Annotated in this window: 24 protein-coding genes; 22 read left to right on the forward strand and 2 right to left on the reverse strand. The window is 48.8% G+C overall.

Annotated elements, in window-relative coordinates:
* The first annotated feature begins 70 nt into the window (after window positions 1-70).
* The 5 genes from KJS69_RS11675 to KJS69_RS11695 all read left to right on the forward strand — a co-directional run bounded on the left by KJS69_RS11675 (window position 71) and on the right by KJS69_RS11695 (window position 6331).
* Window positions 71-1816, forward strand: coding sequence for a 2-oxoacid:acceptor oxidoreductase subunit alpha (locus KJS69_RS11675; RefSeq protein WP_213583933.1), 1746 nt, complete (start codon window positions 71-73; stop codon window positions 1814-1816).
* On the forward strand, window positions 1804-2670 hold the full coding sequence (locus KJS69_RS11680) for a 2-oxoacid:ferredoxin oxidoreductase subunit beta (RefSeq protein WP_213583934.1): 867 nt from the start codon (window positions 1804-1806) through the stop codon (window positions 2668-2670). Before KJS69_RS11675 ends, KJS69_RS11680 begins: the two co-directional genes overlap by 13 nt.
* Before the next feature lie 227 nt (window positions 2671-2897).
* Window positions 2898-4382, forward strand: a complete 1485-nt coding sequence (miaB, locus tag KJS69_RS11685) for a tRNA (N6-isopentenyl adenosine(37)-C2)-methylthiotransferase MiaB (RefSeq protein WP_213583935.1) — start codon at window positions 2898-2900, stop codon at window positions 4380-4382.
* A gap of 52 nt (window positions 4383-4434) precedes the next feature.
* Window positions 4435-4887 (forward strand): YlbF family regulator, encoded by a 453-nt coding sequence (locus KJS69_RS11690; protein WP_213583936.1) that lies wholly within the window; start codon window positions 4435-4437, stop codon window positions 4885-4887.
* 97 nt (window positions 4888-4984) lie between these two features.
* Window positions 4985-6331: a purine/pyrimidine permease gene (locus KJS69_RS11695; RefSeq protein WP_213583937.1), complete on the forward strand. Its 1347-nt coding sequence runs from the start codon at window positions 4985-4987 to the stop codon at window positions 6329-6331.
* Window positions 6332-6682: 351 nt separating this feature from the next.
* Here KJS69_RS11695 and KJS69_RS11700 read toward each other — a convergent pair whose 3' ends face one another.
* Window positions 6683-7357, reverse strand: coding sequence for an MgtC/SapB family protein (locus KJS69_RS11700; protein ID WP_213583938.1), 675 nt, complete (start codon window positions 7355-7357; stop codon window positions 6683-6685).
* A 474-nt stretch (window positions 7358-7831) separates the two neighbouring features.
* On the opposite strand from KJS69_RS11700, the gene mug reads away from it, so the two are divergent.
* The 5 genes from mug to KJS69_RS11725 all read left to right on the forward strand — a co-directional run bounded on the left by mug (window position 7832) and on the right by KJS69_RS11725 (window position 12319).
* A complete protein-coding gene (mug, locus tag KJS69_RS11705; protein WP_213583939.1) occupies window positions 7832-8398 on the forward strand; it encodes a G/U mismatch-specific DNA glycosylase in 567 nt (188 codons plus the stop codon).
* Window positions 8395-8892 carry a metallophosphoesterase family protein gene (locus tag KJS69_RS11710; protein ID WP_213583940.1) on the forward strand — a complete coding sequence of 166 codons (498 nt, stop codon included), beginning with the start codon at window positions 8395-8397 and terminating at the stop codon, window positions 8890-8892. Before mug ends, KJS69_RS11710 begins: the two co-directional genes overlap by 4 nt.
* 286 nt (window positions 8893-9178) lie before the next feature.
* The gene (locus KJS69_RS11715) at window positions 9179-10285 is read left to right on the forward strand and encodes a serine hydrolase domain-containing protein (RefSeq protein ID WP_213583941.1); all 1107 of its coding nucleotides are present in this window, start codon (window positions 9179-9181) and stop codon (window positions 10283-10285) included.
* A gap of 56 nt (window positions 10286-10341) precedes the next feature.
* The gene (locus tag KJS69_RS11720) at window positions 10342-11295 is read left to right on the forward strand and encodes a GNAT family N-acetyltransferase (protein WP_213583942.1); all 954 of its coding nucleotides are present in this window, start codon (window positions 10342-10344) and stop codon (window positions 11293-11295) included.
* Window positions 11296-11422: 127 nt separating this feature from the next.
* Complete coding sequence (locus KJS69_RS11725; protein ID WP_213583943.1) at window positions 11423-12319, forward strand: ROK family protein; 897 nt, start codon at window positions 11423-11425, stop codon at window positions 12317-12319.
* Here KJS69_RS11725 and KJS69_RS11730 read toward each other — a convergent pair.
* Entirely contained in the window at window positions 12316-13122 is an 807-nt protein-coding gene (locus tag KJS69_RS11730) for a protein-glutamine gamma-glutamyltransferase (protein WP_213583944.1), read from the reverse strand. The genes KJS69_RS11725 and KJS69_RS11730 overlap by 4 nt on opposite strands.
* A gap of 178 nt (window positions 13123-13300) precedes the next feature.
* Here KJS69_RS11730 and KJS69_RS11735 point away from each other — a divergent pair, with 178 nt between their 5' ends.
* From KJS69_RS11735 to thpD, 12 genes are all read left to right on the forward strand, one after another.
* A complete protein-coding gene (locus KJS69_RS11735; protein ID WP_213583945.1) occupies window positions 13301-13675 on the forward strand; it encodes a c-type cytochrome in 375 nt (124 codons plus the stop codon).
* Window positions 13676-13875: 200 nt separating this feature from the next.
* Window positions 13876-14148 (forward strand): alpha/beta-type small acid-soluble spore protein, encoded by a 273-nt coding sequence (locus tag KJS69_RS11740; RefSeq protein ID WP_213583946.1) that lies wholly within the window; start codon window positions 13876-13878, stop codon window positions 14146-14148.
* A 181-nt stretch (window positions 14149-14329) separates the two neighbouring features.
* Window positions 14330-14998 carry a spermine/spermidine synthase domain-containing protein gene (locus KJS69_RS11745; RefSeq protein ID WP_249730473.1) on the forward strand — a complete coding sequence of 223 codons (669 nt, stop codon included), beginning with the start codon at window positions 14330-14332 and terminating at the stop codon, window positions 14996-14998.
* A 961-nt stretch (window positions 14999-15959) separates the two neighbouring features.
* A complete protein-coding gene (locus KJS69_RS11750) occupies window positions 15960-17561 on the forward strand; it encodes an endonuclease MutS2 (RefSeq protein WP_213583947.1) in 1602 nt (533 codons plus the stop codon).
* Between the two features lie 331 nt (window positions 17562-17892).
* Window positions 17893-18813, forward strand: a complete 921-nt coding sequence (gene ehuB, locus KJS69_RS11755; RefSeq protein WP_249730474.1) for an ectoine/hydroxyectoine ABC transporter substrate-binding protein EhuB — start codon at window positions 17893-17895, stop codon at window positions 18811-18813.
* Between the two features lie 42 nt (window positions 18814-18855).
* A complete protein-coding gene (ehuC, locus tag KJS69_RS11760) occupies window positions 18856-19497 on the forward strand; it encodes an ectoine/hydroxyectoine ABC transporter permease subunit EhuC (RefSeq protein ID WP_213584097.1) in 642 nt (213 codons plus the stop codon).
* A gap of 2 nt (window positions 19498-19499) precedes the next feature.
* Window positions 19500-20150 (forward strand): ectoine/hydroxyectoine ABC transporter permease subunit EhuD, encoded by a 651-nt coding sequence (ehuD, locus tag KJS69_RS11765; protein ID WP_213583948.1) that lies wholly within the window; start codon window positions 19500-19502, stop codon window positions 20148-20150.
* A 173-nt stretch (window positions 20151-20323) separates the two neighbouring features.
* On the forward strand, window positions 20324-21106 hold the full coding sequence (gene ehuA / locus KJS69_RS11770; protein WP_213584098.1) for an ectoine/hydroxyectoine ABC transporter ATP-binding protein EhuA: 783 nt from the start codon (window positions 20324-20326) through the stop codon (window positions 21104-21106).
* Window positions 21103-21591 (forward strand): diaminobutyrate acetyltransferase, encoded by a 489-nt coding sequence (gene ectA, locus KJS69_RS11775; protein WP_213583949.1) that lies wholly within the window; start codon window positions 21103-21105, stop codon window positions 21589-21591. Before ehuA ends, ectA begins: the two co-directional genes overlap by 4 nt.
* A 44-nt stretch (window positions 21592-21635) precedes the next feature.
* Window positions 21636-22928 carry a diaminobutyrate--2-oxoglutarate transaminase gene (gene ectB / locus KJS69_RS11780; protein ID WP_213583950.1) on the forward strand — a complete coding sequence of 431 codons (1293 nt, stop codon included), beginning with the start codon at window positions 21636-21638 and terminating at the stop codon, window positions 22926-22928.
* A 34-nt stretch (window positions 22929-22962) separates the two neighbouring features.
* Window positions 22963-23349, forward strand: coding sequence for an ectoine synthase (locus tag KJS69_RS11785; protein ID WP_213583951.1), 387 nt, complete (start codon window positions 22963-22965; stop codon window positions 23347-23349).
* Window positions 23350-23500: 151 nt separating this feature from the next.
* The gene (thpD, locus tag KJS69_RS11790) at window positions 23501-24406 is read left to right on the forward strand and encodes an ectoine hydroxylase (RefSeq protein ID WP_213583952.1); all 906 of its coding nucleotides are present in this window, start codon (window positions 23501-23503) and stop codon (window positions 24404-24406) included.
* Window positions 24407-24474 lie beyond the last annotated feature (68 nt).

The following is a 24474-nucleotide window of genomic DNA, read 5'->3' on the forward strand; positions in this document are numbered from 1 at the left end:
CACTGAATAGTGATTTTTTTTATAGGTAATATGTGTCGATATAGTGAACAGCTAAAAAGGGGTGGACCTTGTGATTGAACAATTGTCTTGGAAGATTGGGGGACAGCAGGGCGAGGGTGTGGAGAGTACTGACCGGATCTTCTCTACCGCATTGAACCGCCTGGGCTATTATTTGTACGGGTACCGTCACTTTTCCTCGCGAATTAAAGGCGGCCATACGAATAATAAAATTCGGATCAGTACGAAGCCGATTCGCGCTATTTCGGATGATCTCGATATTTTGGTCGCATTCGACCAGGAAAGCATTGATCTAAACGCTGCGGAACTTCGCCCGAACGGGGTTGTGGTGGCTGATGCCAAGTTCAACCCGAACGTGCCGGATGGAGTCTCTGCGCGTTTATTTGCTGTTCCGATCACAGCCATCGCCGAAGAGCTGGGCACTTCGCTTATGAAGAATATGGTTGCGTCTGGAGCGTCCTGGGCTTTGCTGGGTCTTCCGCTCGATGTATTTAACAAGGCGGTAGAAGAGGAATTCGGCCGCAAGGGAGCTGCCGTCGTCGAGAAGAACCTCGAGGCCGTTAAGCGCGGAGCCGATTTTATTCTCGATCAAGCAGGTGGACCGTTAAGCGAATTCCAGCTTGCCCCTGCGGATGGCAAGCAGAAGCTGTTCATGATCGGCAATGACGCCATCGCTTTAGGCGCACTGGCTGCAGGCTGCCGCTTTATGCCAGCTTATCCGATCACCCCGGCTTCCGAGATTATGGAATATTTAATCAAGGCGCTGCCTAAATTTGGCGGAACTGTCATCCAGACGGAGGATGAGATCGCAGCGGTGTCTATGGCCATCGGCGCGAGCTATGGCGGCGTGCGTTCCATGACTGCCTCCGCCGGACCGGGTCTGTCCCTCATGATGGAAGCAATCGGGCTGGCCGGAATGACCGAGACCCCGGTAGTAGTTGTAGATACGCAGCGTGGCGGCCCATCCACCGGCTTGCCGACGAAGCAGGAGCAAAGCGATATTAACGCGATGATTTACGGAACTCACGGAGAAATTCCGAAGATTGTCATTGCTCCCAGCACGGTTGAAGAATGCTTCTACGATATGATCCAAGCCTTCAATCTTGCCGAGAAATACCAGTGTCCGGTCATTGTCATGACGGATTTGCAGCTCAGTCTGGGCAAGCAATCCGCTGAGCCGCTCGATTATAATAAGATTGTAATCGACCGCGGGCAATTGCTGAAGGAAGTTACCGAACGCGGGGACGGTTCCTTATTCAAACGTTACGAATTCGCGGAAGACGGCATTTCTCCCCGTGTCCTGCCAGGAGTCAAGAACGGAATCCATCATGTGACCGGAGTAGAGCATGACGAGTCCGGGCGTCCATCGGAAAGCCCGGTTAACCGGAAACAAATGATGGAAAAGCGGATGGCCAAATTGAAAAATATTCAGGTGGATCATCCCATCCACGTCGACGCACCCCATGAGGATGCCGATATGGTTATTATTGGTATCGGCTCGACTGGCGGAACGATCGACGAAGCCCGCAGCAGATTGGCTGCCGATGGGATCAAGACGAATCATTTGACCGTTCGTCTGCTGCATCCTTTCCCGGTTGATGAACTGAAGCCGCATATTGAAAAAGCGAAAAAAATTGTCGTTGTGGAGAACAACGCTACTGGACAATTAGCGTCGTTGATCAAGCTTCATCTCGGTTCTGCCGATAAGATCCACAACTTGTTGAAATATAATGGAAATCCGTTCCTTCCATCGGAAATTCATAAAGAATGCAAGGGGCTGATCGCATGGCAACACTAAAAGATTTTCGTAACAACGTCAAGCCAAACTGGTGTCCGGGATGCGGTGATTTCTCTGTTCAAGCTTCTATTCAGAGAGCTGCGGCTAATGTCGGCTTGGAGCCTGAGCAGTTAGCGGTCGTATCCGGTATCGGGTGCTCCGGACGAATTTCCGGGTATATTAATGCCTACGGCTTTCACGGTACACACGGCAGATCGCTGCCGATTGCCCAAGGGTTGAAGATGGCCAACCGGGATCTCACCGTTGTAACGGCTGGCGGAGACGGAGACGGCTTTGCGATTGGAATGGGTCATACGATTCATGCGATTCGTCGCAACATCGATATTACCTACATCGTTATGGATAACCAGATTTATGGCTTGACCAAAGGACAACCTTCTCCACGAAGCGCGGAAGGCTTTAAGACGAAGGGAGCTCCTCATGGGGCTATCGAGACGGCTCTGGCTCCATTAGAGCTTGCTCTGGCTGCAGGAGCGACATTCGTAGCGCAATCGTTCTCCAGTAATCTGAAGCAGCTAACCTCGTTAATCGAGCAGGCGATTAATCATAAAGGCTTCTCATTCATCAATGTGTTCAGCCCCTGCGTCACTTTCAACAAAATTAATACCTATGATTGGTTTAAAGAAAATATTGTTGATATCGACGGGCTGCCTGACTACGATCCTTCCAACCGGGCGTTGGCGATGATGAAGCTGATGGAGACGAACGGAATGTTGACCGGTCTGATCTATCAAGATACGAGCAAGAAAAGCTACGCGGAAATGGTAACCGGATTTAGAGAAGAGCCGTTGGCTCATCAGGATATTAAAATAAGCGAAGACGATTTTGCCAAGCTTCTTGCCGAGTTCAAGTAAACGGTCTGCAACCGACCTATGATACGATCAGCGTATCATAGGTCTTTTTAAATTGCGTTTATTCGGTTTTCCAAACTCGGGCCGCATGGATTATTGGATCACCCGACGGGTCCAATATGTTGAAAGTTATTCAAACAATCCGGAAAAGGTATTCCATTTTTGTCTTTCCTTACGGTACAATGGTATAATGGGTTGACTATGATTTTGACGAGAGGAAGAGCTGCAGAATGAATAACAATCCCAAGGTAGCCGACAAGGATTATTCCATATACTTTCAGCCCCCCTCTTTGAAGGATGCGAAGAAACGCGGAAAGGAAGACATCCGGGTTCATTACGACTTTTCCATTCCGGAATCGTTAAAGGGCTTGGGGGAAGGCAAATTTTATATGATCCGTACTTACGGATGTCAGATGAATGAGCATGATACCGAGACGATGAAAGGAATGCTTGATTTGATGGGCTTCCAGTCTACGGACGATAAGATGGAAGCAGACGTCATCCTGCTCAATACTTGCGCCATTCGCGAGAATGCGGAGGACAAGGTGTTCGGAGAATTAGGACATCTTAAATCCTTGAAGGCGGAGAAGCCGTCGCTGCTTCTCGGAGTTTGTGGCTGCATGTCCCAGGAGGAAGCGGTCGTTAACCGGATCATGAAGAAGCATCCGTTTGTCGATATCATCTTCGGGACCCATAACATTCACCGTCTCCCGCAGCTGCTTCAGGAAGCTTATTTCAGCAAGGAGATGGTTGTCGAGGTATGGTCCAAGGAAGGAGATATTATTGAGAACCTTCCGAAGAGACGCGAAGGACTTCGCGCATGGGTTAACATTATGTACGGCTGCGATAAATTCTGTACGTATTGCATCGTACCGTATACACGCGGGAAAGAACGGAGTCGAAGACCGCAGGACGTGCTTGCGGAGGTTCGCGATTTAGCTCGGCGCGGATTCCAGGAGATTACGCTGCTTGGTCAGAATGTGAATGCGTATGGCAAAGATTTTGAAGATATCGAGTATCAATTCGGAGATTTAATGAACGACATTCACAAAATCGATATCCCTAGAGTTCGCTTTACGACTTCCCATCCGCGGGATTTTGACGATTATTTAATCGAAGTGCTGAGTAAAAAAGGGAATCTGATGGAGCATATCCATCTTCCGGTTCAATCGGGAAGCTCCCAAATATTGAAAAAAATGAGCCGTAAATATAACCGTGAGCGGTATCTGGAATTAGTGCACAAAATAAGGAAAGCCATTCCGGATGTCGTTCTGACGACCGATATTATTGTCGGTTTCCCGGGAGAGACGGATGAGCAGTTCGAGGAGACGATGTCTCTTGTTAAAGAGGTGGGGTACGATTCCGCCTTTACATTCATCTACTCGCCGCGGGAAGGAACTCCGGCCGCTGCTATGGAGGATAATGTTCCGGAAGCGGTCAAGAAGGAACGGTTGTACCGGTTGAATGAATTGATAACAGAGCTGAGCAAGAAGAGTAACGATAAGCTGCTTGGTCAAGTGGTCGAAGTGCTGGTCGAAGGGGAAAGCAAGACGAATCCGGATGTCCTCTCTGCTCGGACGCGGACTAACAAGCTGGTCCACTTTACAGGAAGTAAAGAGTTGGTCGGCAAGCGGGTTCATGTTCAAGTAACCGAGACACAAACTTGGCTGGTCAAGGGCGAACTGGTGCCCGATTCCGTCCAGACGGCTATCTAAACCTGCAATACAACAATAGCCCTTCATTTATAAAGAACAGGGGATGAAATCGATGAGCACAAAGGCTCGGATCTTAAAAAATGGAATGTATCAGTTTGATACTAAAGATTTGATCATACGCGACGATATTATGGAGAAGGCAAAAGAGCTTGCCGGGCTGATCTCCACTTCGACTGAAGTTCAATATTATAGGAAAGCGGAAATGCAAATTCGCAACAACGATCATGTGCAAGGGTTGATTAAACAAATTAAAAAGAAGCAAAAAGAGGCCGTCGCCTTCGAAAAAACGTTCCGCAACCCGGACATGGTTAAAAAAATCGAAGAGGAAATTGAGACCTTGCAGAATGAGCTCGACCAAATTCCAATCGTCAGTGAATTCCAGCAAAGTCAACATGATATTAATTACTTGCTCCAATTGGTAATGGGTATTGTCAAAGACACCGTTTCCGAGAAGATTGAGTTGGATCAGGCTAAAGTAGAAGATCCTGAAAACTGCAGCGATTGACAGGTCTAACGTTAAAGCCTGACAGCACTTGAAGGAGGTTCATCTTTCCTTTAGGTGCTGTTTTCTATTGGATCGGCAAGGGAAGGGGAGAGCAGTAATGAACAATTCCGATAGTCAAGCTCTGCTCTATCGGCTGAATGATCGTCCCCAAGGGACAGTTTTATGGTTGTCCGCTATTCAGTGGTTTATCTTTATGCTGGCCAATTTCGTCACGGTACCTATTGTACTTGGACAGACGTTGGGTCTGGGAGGAGAAGAGATTGCACTCTTCACAAGCCGAACCTTATTTCTTTGCGGCTTAATCGGAGGGCTTCAGGTTCTGTTCGGTCATCGGCTTCCAATCATTGAAGGACCTGCCGGAATGTGGTGGGGGGTCTTCCTTGTATTAATTACAATGAATGCCCAGCTCGGAGGAACGACGGAGACATTGCTGGCCGAGCTGCAGATGGGTCTGATAGTGAGCTCCCTGGTGTTTATACTGATCGCTTTGTTCCGGCTTCTTCATCGGTTAAGGGCGCTGTTTACTCCGATCATTACCGGCACTTTTCTTATTTTATTGGCCATGCAGGTGTCCAAATCATTAGTGGAAGGCATTCTCGGTATCGGGTATGAAGGAAGCGAGCATGTTCTTCCGAAGATCGTCTTGTTATCCCTGCTATTAATTTCGATTACGGTCGGATTAATGATGAAGGCTAAAGGAATTATTCAGAGCATGGCGATCCTGATTGGTCTAGGCACGGGCTGGCTGCTTTTTGCCGTCCTTGGAATGGTACGATTTCCAGAGGGGCAGACTCCATGGGTCGCCTTGCCGGAAATCTTCCCATTCGGAGCTCCCCAATGGAATACGGGAGTCGTTATTACATGTGTCATCACGTCGCTTATTCTGCTATCGAATTTGATTGCAAGCATTCAAGTATTCGCGGTGTCGGCCGGGGAGAAGACTACCGATTCCATGCTCAATAAAGGTTCTTTTATTACAGGAGTCGGAACGCTTCTGTCCGGATTATTCGGTACCATTGCGGCCGTTCCTTTAACTGCTGCGGCCAGTCTGGTCGCTCTTACGCGAATCGCTTCGGGGCTGCCTTTTTTAATCGCCTCAATCGGCTTTGTCGTATTGGGGCTGCTTCCCAAGGTGGGCCAATGGCTGAGCTCCATTCCCCAGCCGGTTGGATACGCCATTCTTTTTACCGTATTCGGGCAGCTACTAGGCTTTGGCTTGCGAGATTTAAAGCAGTTGAAGCTGGATCAGAGGGATTTGTTCGTGGTCGGCTTCTCTTTGCTGGCCGGGATCGGGCTGCTGTTTGTTCCCGGACACGCTTGGGAAGGGCTGCCTTCGATCGTCGGTTTTTTGTTGGGGAACGGGTTAATTGTCGGGGTTACGATTGCGGTTCTATTGGAGCATGTTATTTTTAGAGTAAAGAAAGAAGAAGCAGACCCGCAATAAAATAAAAACATGTTCCTACTGTAAGTGACAGAAGAATCTGTCTTTGGCTGGTTAAGAGAGAAGGGCCAGGAAATCAGATTCAGATAAAAAGACCGGGGCGCTATATACCCGGCACTAAAGATATCATAGCTCATGAAGTGGAGAAAGAAAGATGCTTCCAGGGCGAGTTTTGGCTTTGTATTCCTACCATCCGAAGGCCTATCCATATAGAAGGAATACAAAACAAGATGTTTGAAGCTTCGGAGGCACTTTCCTTTCGGAACGGAATGATAGCTTTATTTAGTGCCACATATATAGATTGTGCAGCCCGGTCTTTTTCCTCGTTATAGAGTCACTTTATGGGTTACTTCATCATTGTACTCCGACAGCCTTGACCTCGTTCATTTCCTGAATCAGGCTCATTAATTGTTCCGAGCTCAGACTGCTGGGAAGCCGGACAATCATTTCTAATTCGATCATCGGCTGCTGTTCCTTCTTATGGAGCCATTTCTCTGCATGAAAGTTCAGGATGGCGATGCTCTTCTCCGTTAACGCGCGCTGAAGAGTCTCTACGGCACCCGGCTGGTCCTCCATCTTGATGGTCAACTGCTCTGTCTTAGGCCCCTCAAGCCAGTTAAAGCGGCCATGCAGCAGCACTTGCGCTATGAGGATCAGGACGGTTACACTGACTCCAACCCAATACAGCCCTGCTCCAATAGCCATCCCGATGCCGGAAGTGGCCCAGATACCGGCTGCGGTTGTCAAGCTCTTGACCGTTTGGCGCTGTAGAAAGATCATTCCGGCCCCCAAAAAACTGACTCCACTTACGACTTGAGCAGCAATACGGGACGGATCGAGGCTTAAATTAGCCCAACCGATCTGATCCTGAAATCCGTATTTGGAGACGAGAATCATCAAAGCAGCACCTACCGATACCATAAAATGAGTCCGTATTCCCGCATCTTTCATCCGGTTTTTTCTCTCATAGCCAATGAGAGCTCCGCATATTCCGGCAACAAGAAGGCGAAGCATGTAAGCGAGTAACATCTTCATCACCTGCCTAGTTTAAAATGTTAAAATCAAGTGAATGGCGCAGGAGGCTACTAATAACTAGGACGACTTTTTTGGGGAATAGGTAAAAGTATACCATAAAATGTAAAGCGTTTGTTGAAAAAATGACGAAAAAAATCTAGAAATGCGATGAATTAATTCACTGCAGCTTTCCGGTTGAAGATTAGGTGAGAGCAAGACAGCGGATGCGTTATAATAAGAAATAAATATTTTCTTCATTCAATTGAATCACCTCTATTATGGCGCATAGCCGGTTTTTTACCCAAAAAAACGCGGAATAAAGATACTCGTTTCGACTATCCGTAATTGAAACGGATCTCCTCGATGGATTCAATGGGATCAAATCGTTTTACCATAATTATATAAATATAGATGATCCATTAGTCGGAAATATCTCCCGTAAATAAATTAATTTAGGTCATGCCTCTCAAGAAAGGAGGAAAATATACAATGAGCAGAGCCATTCCCGATCATTTGCGGACAGGCTTAAAATTGCTGTTCGTCGGGTATAACCCGAGCTTGAAGTCAGGAGAAACCGGGCATCATTACGCCAATCCGAATAATCGTTTTTGGCGAGTTCTATATGAAGCGGGTCTAACCCCCCGTAAATATTCGCCTGAAGAGGATGGAGAGCTTTTAGCCCTCGGGTATGGGTTTACTAACATCGTAGACCGACCGACCCGAACGGCTGCGGAAATTAATAAGGAGGAGTATGAGGCAGGGCGGAAGAAGCTCCGTGCTAAAATCGAAGACTTGCGGCCGCAAGTCGTATGCTTTGTCGGCAAAGGAGTGTACCAGCAATATAGCAAAAAGAGAACGGTATCCTGGGGGATCCAGGAGGAATCGACGGTTCCCGGGGTTATAGACTTTGTAGCTCCTTCAACAAGCGGATTGGTCCGGATGAGCCTGGAGGACATGACAGCGATCTTCCGTCAATTAAAATCGATATGGGCCACACCCGAAGAAACAGGTTCTAACGAACAGAGAAACGAACGGAGAAAGGAAGATGAAGAATGAAAATAGGAATCCTATCAGATACCCACATGCCGCGTTATGCGAAGCAGCTTCCGAAAGCGGTAAGAGAAGGCCTCGAAGGGGTCGAATTGATCATCCATGCGGGGGATTGGCAGTCTATGTGGGTATACGATGAACTGTCCCTCATTGCTCCGGTAGAGGGGGTGGCGGGAAATACGGATGGATGGGATATTTACGAACGGTTCGGGGAGCGTAAGCTGCTGCGGCTGGCGGAGTATAAAATCGGCGTGGTGCATGGTCACGGGATCGGCAAGACTACGGAAATTCGCGCCTATGAAGCGTTCCAAGACGAATCGGTCGATGCGATCATATTCGGGCATTCGCATGTTCCATTAAACATTCGTCACGAAGGAGTTCTGCTCTTTAATCCGGGCTCTCCTACCGATAAGCGAAGACAGCCTCTGTATTCGTTCGGAAAGATGACGTTGGGGGAAGAGCTGACGGCGGAGCATGTTTTTTTTGAGGATAAATCGTAGCGCTATTGCAGCGTCACCCGATTGGCTTCTTAAATGTATGGCAAAAAGGAATGTCCCGAAAACGAAGGCTGGCGTTATAATGTTTCCATTCTTCCCATATTAGTTAAATAACGGTTGTCAAACCGTCAGCCTTCGGATGAGGACTACATATGGCTGTGTGATAATCTTTGTAAAATTAGTTCTATTTTATTGTTATCAATTGAAATATTGTTACTCGATGGTATAATAAAACCAACTGAAAGCGATAACAGAGTCAAATGATCGCGAAAAGGAGGTATGGTAGTTAATGAACCATCATCTCAGTTCGTCATTATCTGGAGATCCGGATTCATTTTCATTGGAAAGAGCTTTTCAACTGCTGGATGAAGAGGTGGAAACAGGAGAAATCCCGGGCGGAGTGGCCCTGGTTACTCATCGAGGGAAAGTGGTTGGTGTTCATGCCTCGGGTTATTCGATTGATTATGGAGAAGACAGAGAACAGACGGTGGAGGATACCCTATACGACTGTGCTTCCTTGACGAAGGTTACGGTAACTCTTCCTCTAATTCTGCAGGGCTTGGGCCTCGGATTGCTTCGTCTGGATGATCCCGTGACGCATTTCATTCCGGCATTCGCGGCTAACAACAAGGATCACATCACGGTCAAGCAATTGCTGGTTCATACGTCGGGATTGCCCGCGCATCAGCCTTTTTACCTCCATGGTTGGACTCCCGAAGAAACCATTAATGGGATTTGCAGGCTTCCGCTGGATTATAAAACAGAAACAAAGGTGATCTATAGCGATCTTGGCTACATTCTGTTAGGTCAGATTGCTTCTTTAGTATTTGGTGATTCTCTGGATCGTGTAGCTGAGCAAAGAATTTTCGACCCCTTGGGCATGAAGCAGAGTACTTTTTGCCCGCCGGAATCGTGGAGGCCTCTTATCGCGGCTACGGAATATACGGATCAGTTAGGCCGCTGCAAGAGAGGAGAGGTTCATGATGAGAACGCTTATGCTCTTGGCGGCGTTAGCGGTCATGCAGGATTATTCTCTACTGCGCGGGATCTCGCCCGCTATGCTCAGATGTGGCTTGCCGGAGGGCGAACCGAGGACGGACAGACGATCCTTCCGCAAGCTTCCGTTCAGGCGGCATTGCGCTCCCATACCGGTAAACTGAGCGCCCACCGCGGGCTGGGCTGGGTGTTAAAGGGAGATAAGATGGACGCTTCCGGAGATTTGCTGTCCAATACTGCCTACGGACATACCGGATTTACGGGAGTATGTCTGACGATGGATCCGGAACGTGAACTAGGCGTCGTTCTGTTAACTAACCGGGTTCATTATGGAAGAGATAAATCGGTGGCCCGGTTAAGGGCTCGCTTTCACAATGCGGTGGCAGCTTCCTTGCCATAATAAGCTCCTACTGCTCCAAAGCTTCATATTAATAATGATTTGGAGGTCATCCTTACATGATTACTTATCGAAGCTATCAGCCTGGAGATGAGGAAGTAATCGTAGAACTGTGGAATCGATGTCTCTCCCATGATCCGATCACCCGCGTGAGATTTCGCAATCTCGTTCTGCTGGACGCCAATTTTGATCCTGAAGGGCTGCGTCTGGCGATGGCCGGCGACCGTCTGCTGGGCTGCCTGTACGCAGTTCGCCGACAATTGCCTATGCATGGTACGGAGCTTGAGCCGTCTATCGGCTGGATACCTTTCTTCTTCGTCGATCCGTTTGCTAGACGTCAAGGCGTAGGCACCCGGTTGCTTAACGACGGGCTGCAATGGCTAAGGGCCCTTCAACGGACACAAGTCTACTTTGCCTCATATGCACCTAATTACATCGTGCCAGGCCTGGATGAAGCTCATTATCCCGAGGGCCTAGCTTTTTTGCTGAGCCATGATTTTACCAGGCTTTATTCCCCGGTGGCGATGGATTGCTCCCTGGTGGATTGGAAGATGCCTGAAGCGGTAACGGCTCTTAAGCAGCAGCGAATACAGGAAGGCTATACGTTCCGTCTTGCGGAGGATGGAGACTTGTATGAATTGATCCAGTTTGCTACAGACGTATTTAATCCGGATTGGGGCCGGGCGATTCGGGAAGGAGTGCTTCGCGGGTTGCCTCTGTCACAAATTTGGGTAGCAAGAGAGCACGGCAAGCTGGTCGGATTCTGCATGCACGGCGGGTATGAAGGAATTTCCGAACGATTCGGTCCCTTTGGGGTTGATCCCGAGCAGCAGGGCAAGGGATTGGGCAAAATTTTGCTATGTGATTGTCTTGCTTCCATGAGAGCCCAAGGACTGCACGGGGCCTGGTTTTTGTGGACCGGGGAGCAAACAGCGGCAGGTCATTTATACAAGAAAACAGGTTTTGTCGTTACCCGGACTTTTCAGGTAATGTGCAAAAAATTGATGGAGTAGAGCAGCATTACTTTAACGAATGAATCTTGTAGTAAAGCTTATTTGAAGCTCTTCTTAACTAAGGAGGGCTTTTTTTGTATAATATAGCTTGGGACAGAGGTGTTATAAGAAAGGAAGAGATGCGAAGGTGAACGCTTTAGGAGCCATTGAAGCGGGAGGGACCAAATTCGTCTGCGGGATCGGTACGGAAGATGGCACAGTGTTGGACAAGATCAGCTTTCCGACTACGACGCCGGAAGAAACTATTGGCCGAGTAGAGGACTACTTCCGGGGAAAAAAGATAGCCGCTTTAGGAATCGGCGCTTTTGGACCGATTGATCCGCGCAAGGACAGCCCGACTTACGGGTATGTCACCAGCACTCCGAAGCCGTACTGGGGCGGCTTCAATTTACTGGGTGCGCTAAACCGGAATATTAATGTTCCGACAGGCTTTGATACCGATGTTAATGGGGCTGCTCTTGGAGAGGCGCTGTTTGGAGCGGCCAAAGGATTGGACAACTGCATGTACATAACCGTAGGGACGGGAATCGGAGCCGGGGCCCTCATTAATGGCAAACGGGTTCATGGGCTGTCCCATCCGGAAATGGGGCATATTATCGTCCGCAGGCATCCGCAGGACGAGTATGAAGGCCGCTGCCCTTATCATCGGGATTGTCTCGAAGGCTTGGCGGCCGGGCCGGCTATCGAGGAGCGCTGGGGAGTCAAAGGCAGCGAGCTTGGGGCGGACCATGCGGCATGGGAAATGGAAGCCGATTATTTGGCCCAGGCGCTAATGAATTATATTCTCATTCTATCTCCGGAGAAGATTGTTATGGGAGGCGGCGTGATGAAGCAGCAGCAGCTGTTCCCGCTTATCCGGCAGAAGCTTATTCGGCTGTTGAATGGCTACGTTCAACAAGAGGCTATCCTTGATGCTGCTGAGAATTACATTGTTCCGCCGGCGCTTGGCGATAATGCAGGGCTCTGCGGAGCGCTGGCACTCGCTGCCGAAGCGTACTCGGAAGAGCGCAAGGATTCGGTTTAATCAAATATTCGGTAGCTATTCATGCCAATTCGTGCGATAATCGGTAGTGGGCTTGTCATACCGCTAGATACACGATATAGGTAAGAGTATCCCGGATTAGTCGCTTGATTCAGCAGATAGGCGTTTCGTGTCGCTCCGGGTCTGCGGTGCCGATTCAGAGAAAGAATAATGCCAGCGGAGTCGCGAATTCCGATTCCGTGACCAAAGTAATAACCGTTACCGAAATTAACGACATTGACGCCTTGCCACTCGGGTTTCATCGGATCGACATCGGGATTGATGAAATATAGGACGTCGGCCGGCAGAAATTCATTCGTGCGGATCGTGCGAACGGCCAGGTCTCTATCGTATTCCCAGCTGTATAAATAAAGATGGCCGAACAGTTGATCGAATAACCGGTCCCCGATAACTTCCAATACAGCTTTGTAATATAAGATGATCATGGCTGTTGCACATTCAAAAGAATAAAGATGTCCGTTCCAATAAATATCCCGAATGGCCGCGGAGGGCGAAACATTAGGGCGAAGCTGGAATCCTCCTTGATGACTGAGGATCCAAAAAACAGGGTTGCAGCGGGAATGCTCAAAATCGGCAAAGCTAACATTACTTTGTTCCATGGCGATGGCTTCGTTCATAATCGATGTTCTCAGTCTAATCTCAAACTCGAGCTCTTCCGGCCGGGAATACGAGTAAACCGTTCGATTGGCGGCCATCTGAGACAGAATCCGTCTGGCGGAATCCGTCTGGCTCCAGTTCCATGGCAGCGTATTCGGATTAACTTGGGTTCCAGCAATTGAAATCATGGGCTTCCTCCGGATATAATGATAGTGTTTAACAAATCATATGTGGAGGATTGTTATTTCTTGACTGCTTCCACATGATTTCGCGATTATATTGGATCGCGATTTTTGGCTGGCTCTACAGAGCACTATACACAGCCCAAATAATGGTGGTATGATTATGGTAAGGAGGGACGAGGACATGTACAAATGGGCCATGGCTGCATTATTATGCTGTGCGATCGTATTAGGTTTATCCGGTCTAGTGTATGCGGTAAATCAGAATGCGACGGAGATTGCTAAAGAAAAAGCAGAAGCAGAAGCTCCGGAGAATAACGCACCGGTCGATGCGGAGGCTGCTGAAGCCGTTTATAAGAAGACGTGCTTGAGCTGCCATGGAGGCAACTTGGAAGGTGGAGCGGGACCTAGCTTGGAAACCGTTGGGGCCAAAATGGACCGCAACAAAATCCGCCTGAAAATCATGAATGGCGTAAGCCCAATGATGCCTGCTTTCAAAGGTCAATTGGAAGATACTGAAATTGCGAATTTGGCCGGCTGGTTAGCCGAGCACAAATAATATGAACTGGCATTATTGTAAATATCTGAACTTACAAAACAACGCGGGAATTCATCCCGCGTTGTTTTTCATATAGAGGACGATAAGGGGCAAGCTATTATTAAAGCTCGGTGAATAATACAACATAGCTAATGGAGACCACAGGGGCTGTTGTTCACATTCATCGGATTACAAACCCAATAAGAAGGAGTGAATTAGGTATGGCCAGAAGAAGACGTCTGCTCGTGCCTCAAGCTGGGCAGGGGTTGGAGCAATTAAAGTCGGAAGTGATGAAGCAAGCGGGCTACCGGGTTAATCCGGCGCGGCCGGATCAGGTCAAATATGAGGTAGCCAATTCTCTCGGGATTCATATGAATCGGGATGGGAATGGACAAATGACTACGGAGGATGCCGGTAAGGTCGGCGGAAAAATTGGCGGGGCGATGGTAAAGGAGATGATTCAAAGAGCTAAAGATCAATTAAGCTCAAGGTAAACAGGAAAACAAGCGGAGACTAGTTCCATCATTCTGAAAAGCGGATTCATTTTCTTTTGCGCTTTTGACCGTTGGCCGCTGTTTTTGCAGCCGTTATGCTTGATCCAGGGGGCATAACTCTATACAATAATAGGAAAAACAGCGAGGAGGCGAAAATCCTTTCTTATTAAGGAGATAGATTATGAATATTAATCAATCATCTGCGATGCTGGAAAGGGTGGAACGGCGATCAACCCCGCGTGGAGACATTCAACTGCAGAAAAGAGGGGCGAATTACGAAATTATAAGCAATGGAACCTTCCTGATGGCGACTTATAACGGGGCTTCGGAAAGGTTGTTGGTTCAAGCCGCGCTAGCGGCTTGCGATAAGCCGGCCCAAGTGTTGATCGGCGGCCTTGGTGTCGGTTTTTCTTTGGCGGCTGCATTAAAGGAGGAGCAGGTCGAGCAGGTGACCGTCGTCGAAATTGAGGAAGCCATTATCTCGTGGAATCGCACTTATTTAGCGGAATTTAACAATCAGGCGATGGAGGATTCCAGGACGGTGATCATTCATGCCGATTTGATAGATTGGTTGTCCGAAGGCGATCATCGGTATGATGCCATCTGTCTGGATATAGACAATGGGCCCGATTGGAAGGTCTATGAAGCCAATCAGGCTTTATATGACCAGGTCGGTCTTAAGATGCTTAAAGACAAGCTGACACCGGGAGGAGTTCTTTCCTTCTGGAGCGCTTCCTCGGCGCCAGACTTCGCAAGCCTATTAAAGGATTTCTTCCCCTCTGTGCAGGAATTGTCCGTGGAACAGCAACGGGGAGAGCCTGATTACATTTATTTAGCCAAGAATGGCTAGGCCGTTCAGGCAGTTGCCCAATAGGGCAGGATTAAAGTGCAAAAACACCTCTTAAATCCAACATTTTCCCGATAATGGGAATTATAGTGCAAAAGTACCTTCTAATTTGACGAAATCGTCCAATTTTCAACAAATGTGGTAAACAGAGTGCACTTTTACACCTTAATCTCAAAAGTGGCTAAAACTATAGAATTGGGGGTGCATGTTTGCCCCTTAATTTTATTTTCGACCACTACAATATCTTTTAACTATTTGACAAATGGGTGTTACCCAGGTAAGATATACTGTATATAGACGTTGGGAGAGATGTTGATGTTTGCGGTTGTTCTTAACTAGTTAATTTCATAGCGGTGAATCATAAGAGTCAAGACTAATAGTCTGATCTCGGAGGAGTGTTATCCCGGCTGACCAGCCAGTAAGGGGATATTCTTTTGTGTGTTCTTTTTTAACACTGCCCGAAGTAGACTCTCTTGCGATTGCTGCTCATTAGTTAAGAACATCGGTAAATCCTAACGCCTAACATTTATGGATATTTAGCCGTGCTCTTAAGCACGGTTTTTTTGACTTTGTAAAGTTCGTTCAAATAATAACGGAACGTTTATTTTTGAACTGAACCAAGCAGGGGACGACTTACCTCCAGCCATACAATCTTTATCCCATGATTCCGGTTGAGTACCGGATACGGAAGAGAAGCCCTCCTGATTCCTGTGGAGCTCCTCAAGCCGCGGTTATGCATAGACACTAAAACGAGCTATGCCAGTAACGGGCATTCTGCGGTATTGGGATTCGGACGTTTGTTGAAAAATGTCGATGGCTAAAGAGGGGTTCCCGGACAAAATCAAAATTCCATCAGGCAGATGATGAACTGATTATGTTCGTCTTCTGCCTTTTTTGCGTTGCCCCATGATTAGCTCAAACCTAGAGCGCTTTTGAAGAAAGTAAACATTAAGGAGGAGTACCAATGAATCAACAAACTTACACTCGGCTGGAATACGACAAACTTAAACAAAAACTGAACGATTATGCCATATCGTCTATCGGTCGGCAAAGGATTGACGAATTAAGCCCGTTAACCGATCTCCGGATGATTGAGAATCAGCTTGTAGAAACGGAGGAGGCTCTGCAAGTGATCCGGGATGGAGTAAGCGTGCCTATTCCTTCCATAGAAGGAGTGGACCTTGTGTTCCGCAAGTTTGGCAAAGGGTATTTATTGACCGTAGATGAGCTGACAGCTATCAGTTCTATGCTGGACAGCGTTCTGCGTTTGAAGCAATTTATGAAATCAAAGGAGCTGGCAGCTCCGAATCTTTTCTCGTACGTCAGTGCTTTATTTGAATTAAAGTCTTTAGCGGGTGATATAACTCAGAGTATCCGTCATGGCAGGATAGCGGATGAAGCTAGCGGTGAGTTAGCTCGAATCCGCAAGAAGCTGGTCATCATGGAAGAGCGGATCAAGAAAAAAGTCGACAGCAGCATGCACAGATATCGCTCCTATCTTCAGGAGTACGTGATCAGTATGAGAAACGACAGGTATGTTCTGCCCGTGAAGAAGGAATTCCGCAAGCGCGTCCCCGGTACAGTGTGGGATGAATCGGCCAGCGGGCAAACCGTGTTTATCGAGCCGGAGGAGATCGCCATACTTCGCCAGGAGTGGATAGGCGCCAAGGCGGAGGAAGAGCGGGAAGAGACGGTGGTGCTCGCCCGATTGACCGAGCATGCGGAACAACATGCCCGGGAGCTGTTAATGAACATGGAGACGATCGGTCATTATGATTTTGTATTCGCCAAAGCCAAATATGCCCGTGAACTGGATGCCCGGAGAGTGGCCATTAATAATAAAGGCTACATTCGGATTGTTGAAGGACGTCATCCGTTCCTTAACGGTCATCCGGTCCCTCTGCATTTGACTATGGGTGAGCGATACCGCTCCTTAATCATTACCGGACCGAATACCGGAGGAAAGACTGTCAGCTTGAAGACCGTCGGTCTTCTGACGATGATGGTTCAATCGGGGCTGCTCGTGCCTGTGAAGGAAGGAAGCGAGTTTGCTGTATACAACAACCTGTGGGTCGATATCGGAGACGGACAAAGTATGGAACAGTCCCTCAGCACATTTTCGGCCCATATCCGCAATGTGATCGATATTCTGAAGCAGGCCGATTCGTCCACGCTTATTTTGCTGGATGAGCTGGCGACGGGCACCGATCCGGGAGAAGGAATCGGACTGTCCATCGCAGTGCTGGAAGAATTATACCGTCGGGGGGCAACCGTGCTGGCCACTACCCACTATAACGAAATCAAGACGTTCGCCGAACGGACTCCCGGATTTGAAAATGCGAGAATGGAGTTCGACAGCGAGACATTGCAGCCTTTATACCGGCTCGTTATCGGAGAAGCCGGGAGCAGCTATGCTTTCCAAATCGCACTGAAGCTGGGAATTCCGGAGGCTATAGTGGAGAGGTCCAGGCAAATTACAGCGGCGGCTGTTCAGACGGGAGAACCCGTTCCGCCGGTCCACGTAACTGAAATTCGGGGCGAACCCTCCCGGGAATCCGCAGATTAAGAGACAAATTCATAAACCATTGGCTCTCGAATCCAGGGACGCGAGCGGGTAAAGAATAGGGGGTCGCGAAAGCGGCCCCTGACCTTGTTTTAGAGCGAAATCCGGTCTTTTGGGCTAAGTGAACGCTTTCTTGGGCTGGAAAAGCCTCCCTGCCGGATGCGTGAGGATATGGGAGGATATGGGTTGAATAAAAGGGATAGGTCAGTTAATCTCCCTTGATCCGGGGTGAGCCGGTCTCTGCTGGAATAATCCCGGGATATGAAGGATGTGTTCTCCTGGAGGGAATGTTAACATAAGACACGTACAAATAATTGCAGAAGGGAGAATACCATTGAGAAAAAAGATGGGCATTCTGCTGCTGGCCGCCTGTTTAGGTCTGGCTGTGGGATGCAGTAATGGTGGAGACAGCGCCGGAGGTTCCGATAATGGAAATTCGGGAACAAACGGGGAAAAAGCTATTGCAAGTGAGAACACGTTGGAAAAGGCGCAGCGTCAAGGCTTTGTAAGTGTAGGCTTTGCGAACGAAACTCCTTATGCTTATGCAACACCCGATGGTCAATTAACGGGCGAAGCGGTTGAGGTGGCCCGGGCCGTTCTGAACAATTTGGGGATCGAGGAAATGGACGGAGTGCTAACCGAGTTTGGCTCTTTGATTCCGGGACTGCAGGCAAAGCGGTTCGATATTATTACGGCAGGAATGTTTATTGACGAAACGCGCAGCAAGGAAGTCGCATTTGCGAACCCTGAGTACAGTATTGGGGCAGCGATTGCTGTAACTAAAGGAAATCCTCATGATCTTCATAGCTATGAAGATATTAAGAACAATCCAGAGGTCAAAGTTGCGGTCATGGTAGGGGCATTGGAAATCGACTATTTGAAAGGCGTCGGTGTCCCTGACAATCAGATCGTAACCGTACCGGATCAACCCTCTGCTATTTCCGCGCTTCAGTCTAATCGAGTGCAAGCCGCAACGATGACGGGGCCAGCCCTTCAGGCCATGCTCGATTCGACGAAAGATCCCAACCTTGAGAGAGTCTCAGATTTTGAACAGCCTGTCATTGACGGCAAAAGTGTCCGTGGGTACGGGGCTGCAGCATTCCGTAAGGAAGATACCGCTTTTCGCGAAGCCTTTAATGCTGAATTGGAGAAATTGAAGGAATCAGGAGAATTGCTCGAAATCCTGCAACAATTCGGATTTACCGAGGATGAGCTCCCTGGAGATATGACCGCGGAAGAGGCGGCCAAACCGTAAAATTAATGAAACATTAAAGGAGTGGTCCTTATTGATTCGTTGATGGACTTTCTCCCGCCGCTAATGCGTGGCGTCAAGATAACGCTGTTGGTGATGATCTATTCCACGATCGTAGCCTTTCTAATGTCATTTATTGCTGGCTTAGGGAGATTGTCGAAATACCGAGTGATTCGCTTTGCAACTGTTGTGTATGTTGAGGTTTTTCGCGGAACCTCCTTGTTGGTTCAGTTATTCTGGATTTATTTCGCCCTGCCCATGTTAATTGATGTGAGGGTTTCGGCCATTACGGCATCCGTTCTCGCATTGGGATTGAATTACGGGGCTTACGGCTCTGAAGTCGTACGCAGCTCCATTCTCGCCGTCCCGCGGGGACAGACGGAGGCGACCATCGCGCTTAATATGACGCCGGGGCAGCGGATGAGGCTTGTTATTTTGCCGCAAGCTTTTGTACGCATGCTTCCTTCATTCGGCAATCTTCTGATCGAGCTGTTGAAAGGGACGTCCCTTGTATCTTTTATAACGGTAATGGACCTGACTTATCAGGGAATGATCTTGCGATCTTATTCCAATTACCATACAACGGAAATATTTATAATGCTGCTCATCACTTATTTCGTGATCGCGTATGCCTTGACGCTCATCGTGCGCTGGTTTGAAAAAAGAGCGGCCGCAGGGAGGTCATAATCATGTGGAATTGGGATTATGCCTTTGATATCCTTCCGAAAATGCTGCGAGCCCTTCCGATTACAATCGCGGCCACCTTGGTTGGTTTTATCATTGCGTCATTGTTCGGGCTGCTGCTGGCGGTCATGCGCCGATCCCGGCATAAAATCATATCTTATCCGGTCATTGGCTTTGTGGAGTTTGTCCGAAATACACCATTGCTGGTTCAGTTGTTTTTCTTATTTTATGCCTTGCCGCTATATGGAATAGCGTTATCTCCGTTTCTTTGCGGTGTGATCGGACTTGGTTTGCATTACAGCACTTACCTGTCCGAGGTGTATCGATCGGGGATTGATGCTGTGGAACGCGGGCAGTGGGAGGCTTCGACCGCTCTGAACTTTTCCAAAGGCCAAACCTGGCTGCGGGTTATTCTGCCTCAGGCCATTCCGCCCATCATTCCGGTTATGGGGAACTACCTCATCGTCATGTTCAAGGAAACACCGTTATTGTCAGCGATTACTGTAGTAGAGCTGATGACGACGGCGAAATCGATCGGTTCCCAGTCCTTCCGTTATGTGGAGGTTTTCACCATGGTCGGGGTATTGTTCTTTATCCTAAGCTACGCCTCTTCACTAATTGTGCGTTCTTTGGAGAATAGATTGACCCGCAGATAGAATACGTATAGCCTCAAGCAACCAAGGGAAGCATGCTAACCTTTAACCCAGTATGCGCATAGAAAAAGGGGGAGATTAATGTGGAATCAGATTCTGGCATCCACGTTGCCGAGATTGAAGGAGTGTCGGCCCCGGATGGCTCCAGAACACGGCTCGAAGATGCTGTATCTCCTGTGGTCCGTTATAAGAAAGTAAGTATTTCTTTTGGAGATAACCAGGTGCTTAACGAAATTGATCTGGATATCGCTCCGGGAGAAAAGCTGGCAGTCATCGGACCGAGCGGCTCGGGGAAGACGACGCTCGCCAGAATATTAATGACCTTGGAGGAACCCACCTCCGGAGTTATCGAGGTGGATGGCGAGCCGTTATGGCATAAGCGGGTGAACGGGAGTCTGGTACGAGCGGATGAGAAGCATCTGCACCGGGTGCGCAGCAAAATCGGAATGGTTTTCCAGCATTTCAATCTGTTCCCGCACATGACGATCTTGCGCAATGTGACTGAAGCTCCCATTCATGTGCTTAAAGTTCCCAAGCGGCAAGCGCGGGAGCAGGCGATGGATATGCTGGAGAAGGTCGGCTTGGCCGATAAAGCGGATCAATACCCCGCTCAGCTGTCCGGCGGACAAAAGCAGCGGGTAGCTATTGCCAGAGCGCTCGTCATGCAGCCTGAGGTTATGCTGTTCGACGAACCGACGTCCGCTCTTGACCCGGAGCTGGTAGGGGAAGTGCTGAAGGTCATCGAGGATATTGCCTTGGATGGAAACATGGCCATGCTGCTCATCACCCATGAGATGGACTTCGCCAGAGATATAGCGGACCGCATTGTATTTACCGATGGAGGCTCTATCATCGAGCAGGGACCTCCGCAGCAAATTTTCGAAAACCCGCAAAGCGAGAGGCTGCAAGCTTTTCTAAGCCGGTTTCGCAATGGGTATAATGGAGGGTCTTCTGCGTGACGGAATGGAAGCTTAGAAAACCCGGAGTGGAAGATGGCGCCCGGATATGGGAGCTGGTGCGACAAAGCCGGGTGCTGGATATTAATTCAGTCTATTGTTATATCATGTTTTGCAGCTATTTTTCGGACACTTGTGTTCTGGCCGAGAGAGAGGGCGAGGTGAAAGGGTTCGTCACCTCCTACGTACTGCCTGACAGACCCGACACCTTGTTTCTCTGGCAGATTGGGGTTGCGGAGTCCGAAAGAGGACAGGGAGTGGGCGGGATGTTGCTGGAGGAGCTGCTGCGGCGTGACTCGTGTCAAGCGATTCGCTATCTGGAAACGACGATCACCCCGTCCAATGGTCCGTCTCGGGCATTGTTTGCCCGGCTGGCCGAACGATTAGAGACCCCAATTGTGGAGTCGACCGGATTTCCGGCCTCTCTATTCCCCGATAAGGGACATGAAGAGGAGAAGCTGTACCGGATCGGTCCGCTTTCACACTAACTATCTATTGACTATGTTAAATAATAAGGAGGAATGCCGCCGTTATGGTCCATGTTGCGGAAGAAACAAAACCGGAATTACATGTATTTGAAAAGCTGGAGTCCGAAGTCAGAAGCTACTGTCGAAGCTTTCCTACTGTGTTCACCAAGGCGAGAAATGATAAAATGTGGGATCGGGGAGGTCGGGAGTACATCGACTTTTTCGCGGGGGCAGGGACATTAAATTACGGTCACAACAACCCCAAAATCAAGGAAAAGCTGATCGAATACCTAATGAATGACGGAATTACACATAGCCTCGACATGGCGACGGAAGCCAAAGAAAGGTTGCTTGAAAAGTTCAATTCCACCATCCTAAAGCCGCGAGGAATGGAATATAAAGTTATGTTTCCCGGTCCTACCGGTGCTAACTCGGTAGAAAGCGCGTTGAAGCTGGCCCGGAAGAAGACCGGTCGGCAAACCGTCATGAGCTTCACTAATGCGTTCCATGGAATGACATTGGGCGCATTGGCAGTGACGGGAAATAAGTTCAAGCGCCAAGGCGCCGGCGTGCCCCTCCATCATAGCGTGTTAATGCCCTTTGACCGGTATTATGGGGAAGAAGTGGACACGGTCGAGTATATTGAGCGCTACCTGGAAGACAGTGGGAGCGGAGTGTCCCTGCCTGCTGCAATCATTCTGGAAACCGTGCAAGGCGAAGGCGGGATTAATGTAGCGAGCGTAGAATGGCTGCGCAAGATCGAGCAAATTTGCCGCCGTTATAATATTTTGCTGATCGTGGATGATATTCAGGCCGGCTGTGGCCGAACCGGTACATTCTTCAGCTTTGAGGAAGCCGGGATCAAGCCCGATATTATCTGTCTGTCCAAAGCGATTGGAGGGTTTGGTCTCCCGTTTGCCCTTACCTTGTTCCGCTCGGGCCTCGATATTTGGGAGCCAGGGGAGCATAACGGAACGTTCCGCGGGAACAATCTGGCCTTTATTGCGGCCTCCGAAGCTCTCGATTATTGGGAGAACAACAGACTGGAGAAGGATGTGAAGGCAATGGGAGAACGGGTGAGCCAGCGGCTCGATGATATTGTTCGCTCTCATCCATCGCTGCAAGCCGAGAGACGCGGCCGCGGTCTTTTTCAAGGGATTGCTTTCCCTGAACAAGGAATGGCTGAAGAAGTATGTGCGGAAGCTTTCCAAAGAGGATTGGTTATGGAAACCTCGGGTCCGGAGAGCGAGGTAGCCAAAGTGATGCCTGCGCTGACGATTGGGAAGGAAGCCCTGGAGCAAGGGCTGGATATATTCCGAGATAGTGTGGCGGCCGTAGCCAAACGCTATTCTATATAAATTTGCTAACAATTCTTGGGAGAGGTGACGAATAATGATCGTACGACAATTGGATGAAATCATTGGAACGGATAATGACGTCGACACTCCGACATGGAATAGCCGGAGATTGCTGCTTCGTCGGGACGGAATGGGATTCTCGCTTCATGATACGATTATTAAGGCGGGAACGGAAACATTCATCTGGTATAAAAATCACGTGGAAGCCGTGTATTGCATCGAAGGGGAAGGCGAAATTGAATTGCAGGAATCAGGCAAGGTCTATCCGCTCAAGCCGGGTACGGTGTATGCCTTGGATGGCCATGAAAAGCATTATTTGCGGGCTACGAAGGATATGAGAATGGTTTGTGTGTTTAACCCGCCTTGTACGGGCCGGGAAGTCCATGATGAAGAAGGAACTTATCCCGTTCTTACAGATTGATGCAGTATCAGAAGTCCATATTTTTAAGTGGTATGGCAAGCTGAGGAGCCGGGCGGGGACGGCGCGTTCCAGGCATCCGCCTGGCCTCGCCTAGCCGCGGGAAATTACCCCGGACTGCGAAGCCGGGACCAAATCGAAGGAGGAGATTGCTGTGAGTCATACGAATACGACTGTCAATCGTAACGATAACCAGACCGACCTTTATCCATCGAGAATTTACGACAAACCTACCATTACGGAGCGTAAAGATCCGGTCGTCTATCCGGATGCGGGGTTCACCGGCCCCTTGAACAAAGAACAGCTTGATTTTTTTGACAAGAACGGTTATTTATTTTTAGATCCGTTTTTTTCCGAAGAAGAAACCGCTGGATTGAAGCAGGAATTGAATAAAGTATGGAAAGAGAGTGCCGGCCGCCAGGTGCCGGAAGTGATTCGCGAGCCGGGAGGCGATGAAGTTCGTTCTGTTTTTGCTGTCCATCGGGATAACAAGATCTTTGGCGAGCTGTCCCGGAATTCACGGATCGTAGGAGCGGTACAGCAAATATTGGGCAGCGAAGTTTACGTACATCAATCGCGGATTAATTTTAAGCCGGGCTTTACGGGCAAAGAATTTTATTGGCATTCTGATTTTGAAACCTGGCATGTGGAAGATGGGATGCCCCGGATGAGAGCGCTTAGCTGCTCCGTCGCCTTGGAAGATAACTATGCGTATAACGGTGCGCTGATGGTCGTTCCCGGATCACATAAGCACTATGTCTCCTGCGTCGGTAAAACTCCGGACGACAATTTCAAGTCCTCTCTGCGTAAACAAGTATACGGAGTGCCGGATGACGACAGTCTGACCTGGCTTGTCGAACAAAGCAGCATTGAGATGCCAACCGGGAAAGCGGGTTCCATCCTTCTGTTTGACTGCAATATAATGCACGGGTCTAACAGCAACATTACCCCGTATCCAAGAAGCAACGTGTTTATGGTGTATAATAGCGTTGAAAACAAGCTGGTCGCTCCTTATTCCGGCCTGAAGCCGAGACCCGATTACATTGCAACCCGCGATTAATCGACTAACGCTATGAACCCTTCGCGACGCGATAATTCGTTCGGAAATGGGCCGTAGATTGTGGTGTC

This window comes from Paenibacillus sp. J2TS4 (genome assembly GCF_018403245.1).
Taxonomy (GTDB): Bacteria; Bacillota; Bacilli; order Paenibacillales; family NBRC-103111; genus Paenibacillus_L.

Excerpts from the sequence above, each read along its gene's own strand:
- KJS69_RS11700 (WP_213583938.1), bottom strand. The coding sequence starts at position 7,357 with ATGTTACTCGCTTACATGCTTCGCCTTCTTGTTGCCGGAATATGCGGA.
- KJS69_RS11740 (WP_213583946.1), top strand. The coding sequence starts at position 13,876 with ATGGCCAGAAGAAGACGTCTGCTCGTGCCTCAAGCTGGGCAGGGGTTG.
- ehuD (WP_213583948.1), top strand. The coding sequence starts at position 19,500 with ATGTGGAATTGGGATTATGCCTTTGATATCCTTCCGAAAATGCTGCGA.
- ehuC (WP_213584097.1), top strand. The coding sequence starts at position 18,856 with ATGGACTTTCTCCCGCCGCTAATGCGTGGCGTCAAGATAACGCTGTTG.
- KJS69_RS11785 (WP_213583951.1), top strand. The coding sequence starts at position 22,963 with ATGATCGTACGACAATTGGATGAAATCATTGGAACGGATAATGACGTC.
- KJS69_RS11735 (WP_213583945.1), top strand. The coding sequence starts at position 13,301 with ATGTACAAATGGGCCATGGCTGCATTATTATGCTGTGCGATCGTATTA.
- mug (WP_213583939.1), top strand. The coding sequence starts at position 7,832 with ATGAGCAGAGCCATTCCCGATCATTTGCGGACAGGCTTAAAATTGCTG.
- KJS69_RS11690 (WP_213583936.1), top strand. The coding sequence starts at position 4,435 with ATGAGCACAAAGGCTCGGATCTTAAAAAATGGAATGTATCAGTTTGAT.
- KJS69_RS11730 (WP_213583944.1), bottom strand. The coding sequence starts at position 13,122 with ATGATTTCAATTGCTGGAACCCAAGTTAATCCGAATACGCTGCCATGG.
- KJS69_RS11695 (WP_213583937.1), top strand. The coding sequence starts at position 4,985 with ATGAACAATTCCGATAGTCAAGCTCTGCTCTATCGGCTGAATGATCGT.
- KJS69_RS11750 (WP_213583947.1), top strand. The coding sequence starts at position 15,960 with ATGAATCAACAAACTTACACTCGGCTGGAATACGACAAACTTAAACAA.
- KJS69_RS11720 (WP_213583942.1), top strand. The coding sequence starts at position 10,342 with ATGATTACTTATCGAAGCTATCAGCCTGGAGATGAGGAAGTAATCGTA.
- KJS69_RS11680 (WP_213583934.1), top strand. The coding sequence starts at position 1,804 with ATGGCAACACTAAAAGATTTTCGTAACAACGTCAAGCCAAACTGGTGT.
- KJS69_RS11715 (WP_213583941.1), top strand. The coding sequence starts at position 9,179 with ATGAACCATCATCTCAGTTCGTCATTATCTGGAGATCCGGATTCATTT.
- ectB (WP_213583950.1), top strand. The coding sequence starts at position 21,636 with ATGGTCCATGTTGCGGAAGAAACAAAACCGGAATTACATGTATTTGAA.
- miaB (WP_213583935.1), top strand. The coding sequence starts at position 2,898 with ATGAATAACAATCCCAAGGTAGCCGACAAGGATTATTCCATATACTTT.
- KJS69_RS11710 (WP_213583940.1), top strand. The coding sequence starts at position 8,395 with ATGAAAATAGGAATCCTATCAGATACCCACATGCCGCGTTATGCGAAG.
- KJS69_RS11745 (WP_249730473.1), top strand. The coding sequence starts at position 14,330 with ATGAATATTAATCAATCATCTGCGATGCTGGAAAGGGTGGAACGGCGA.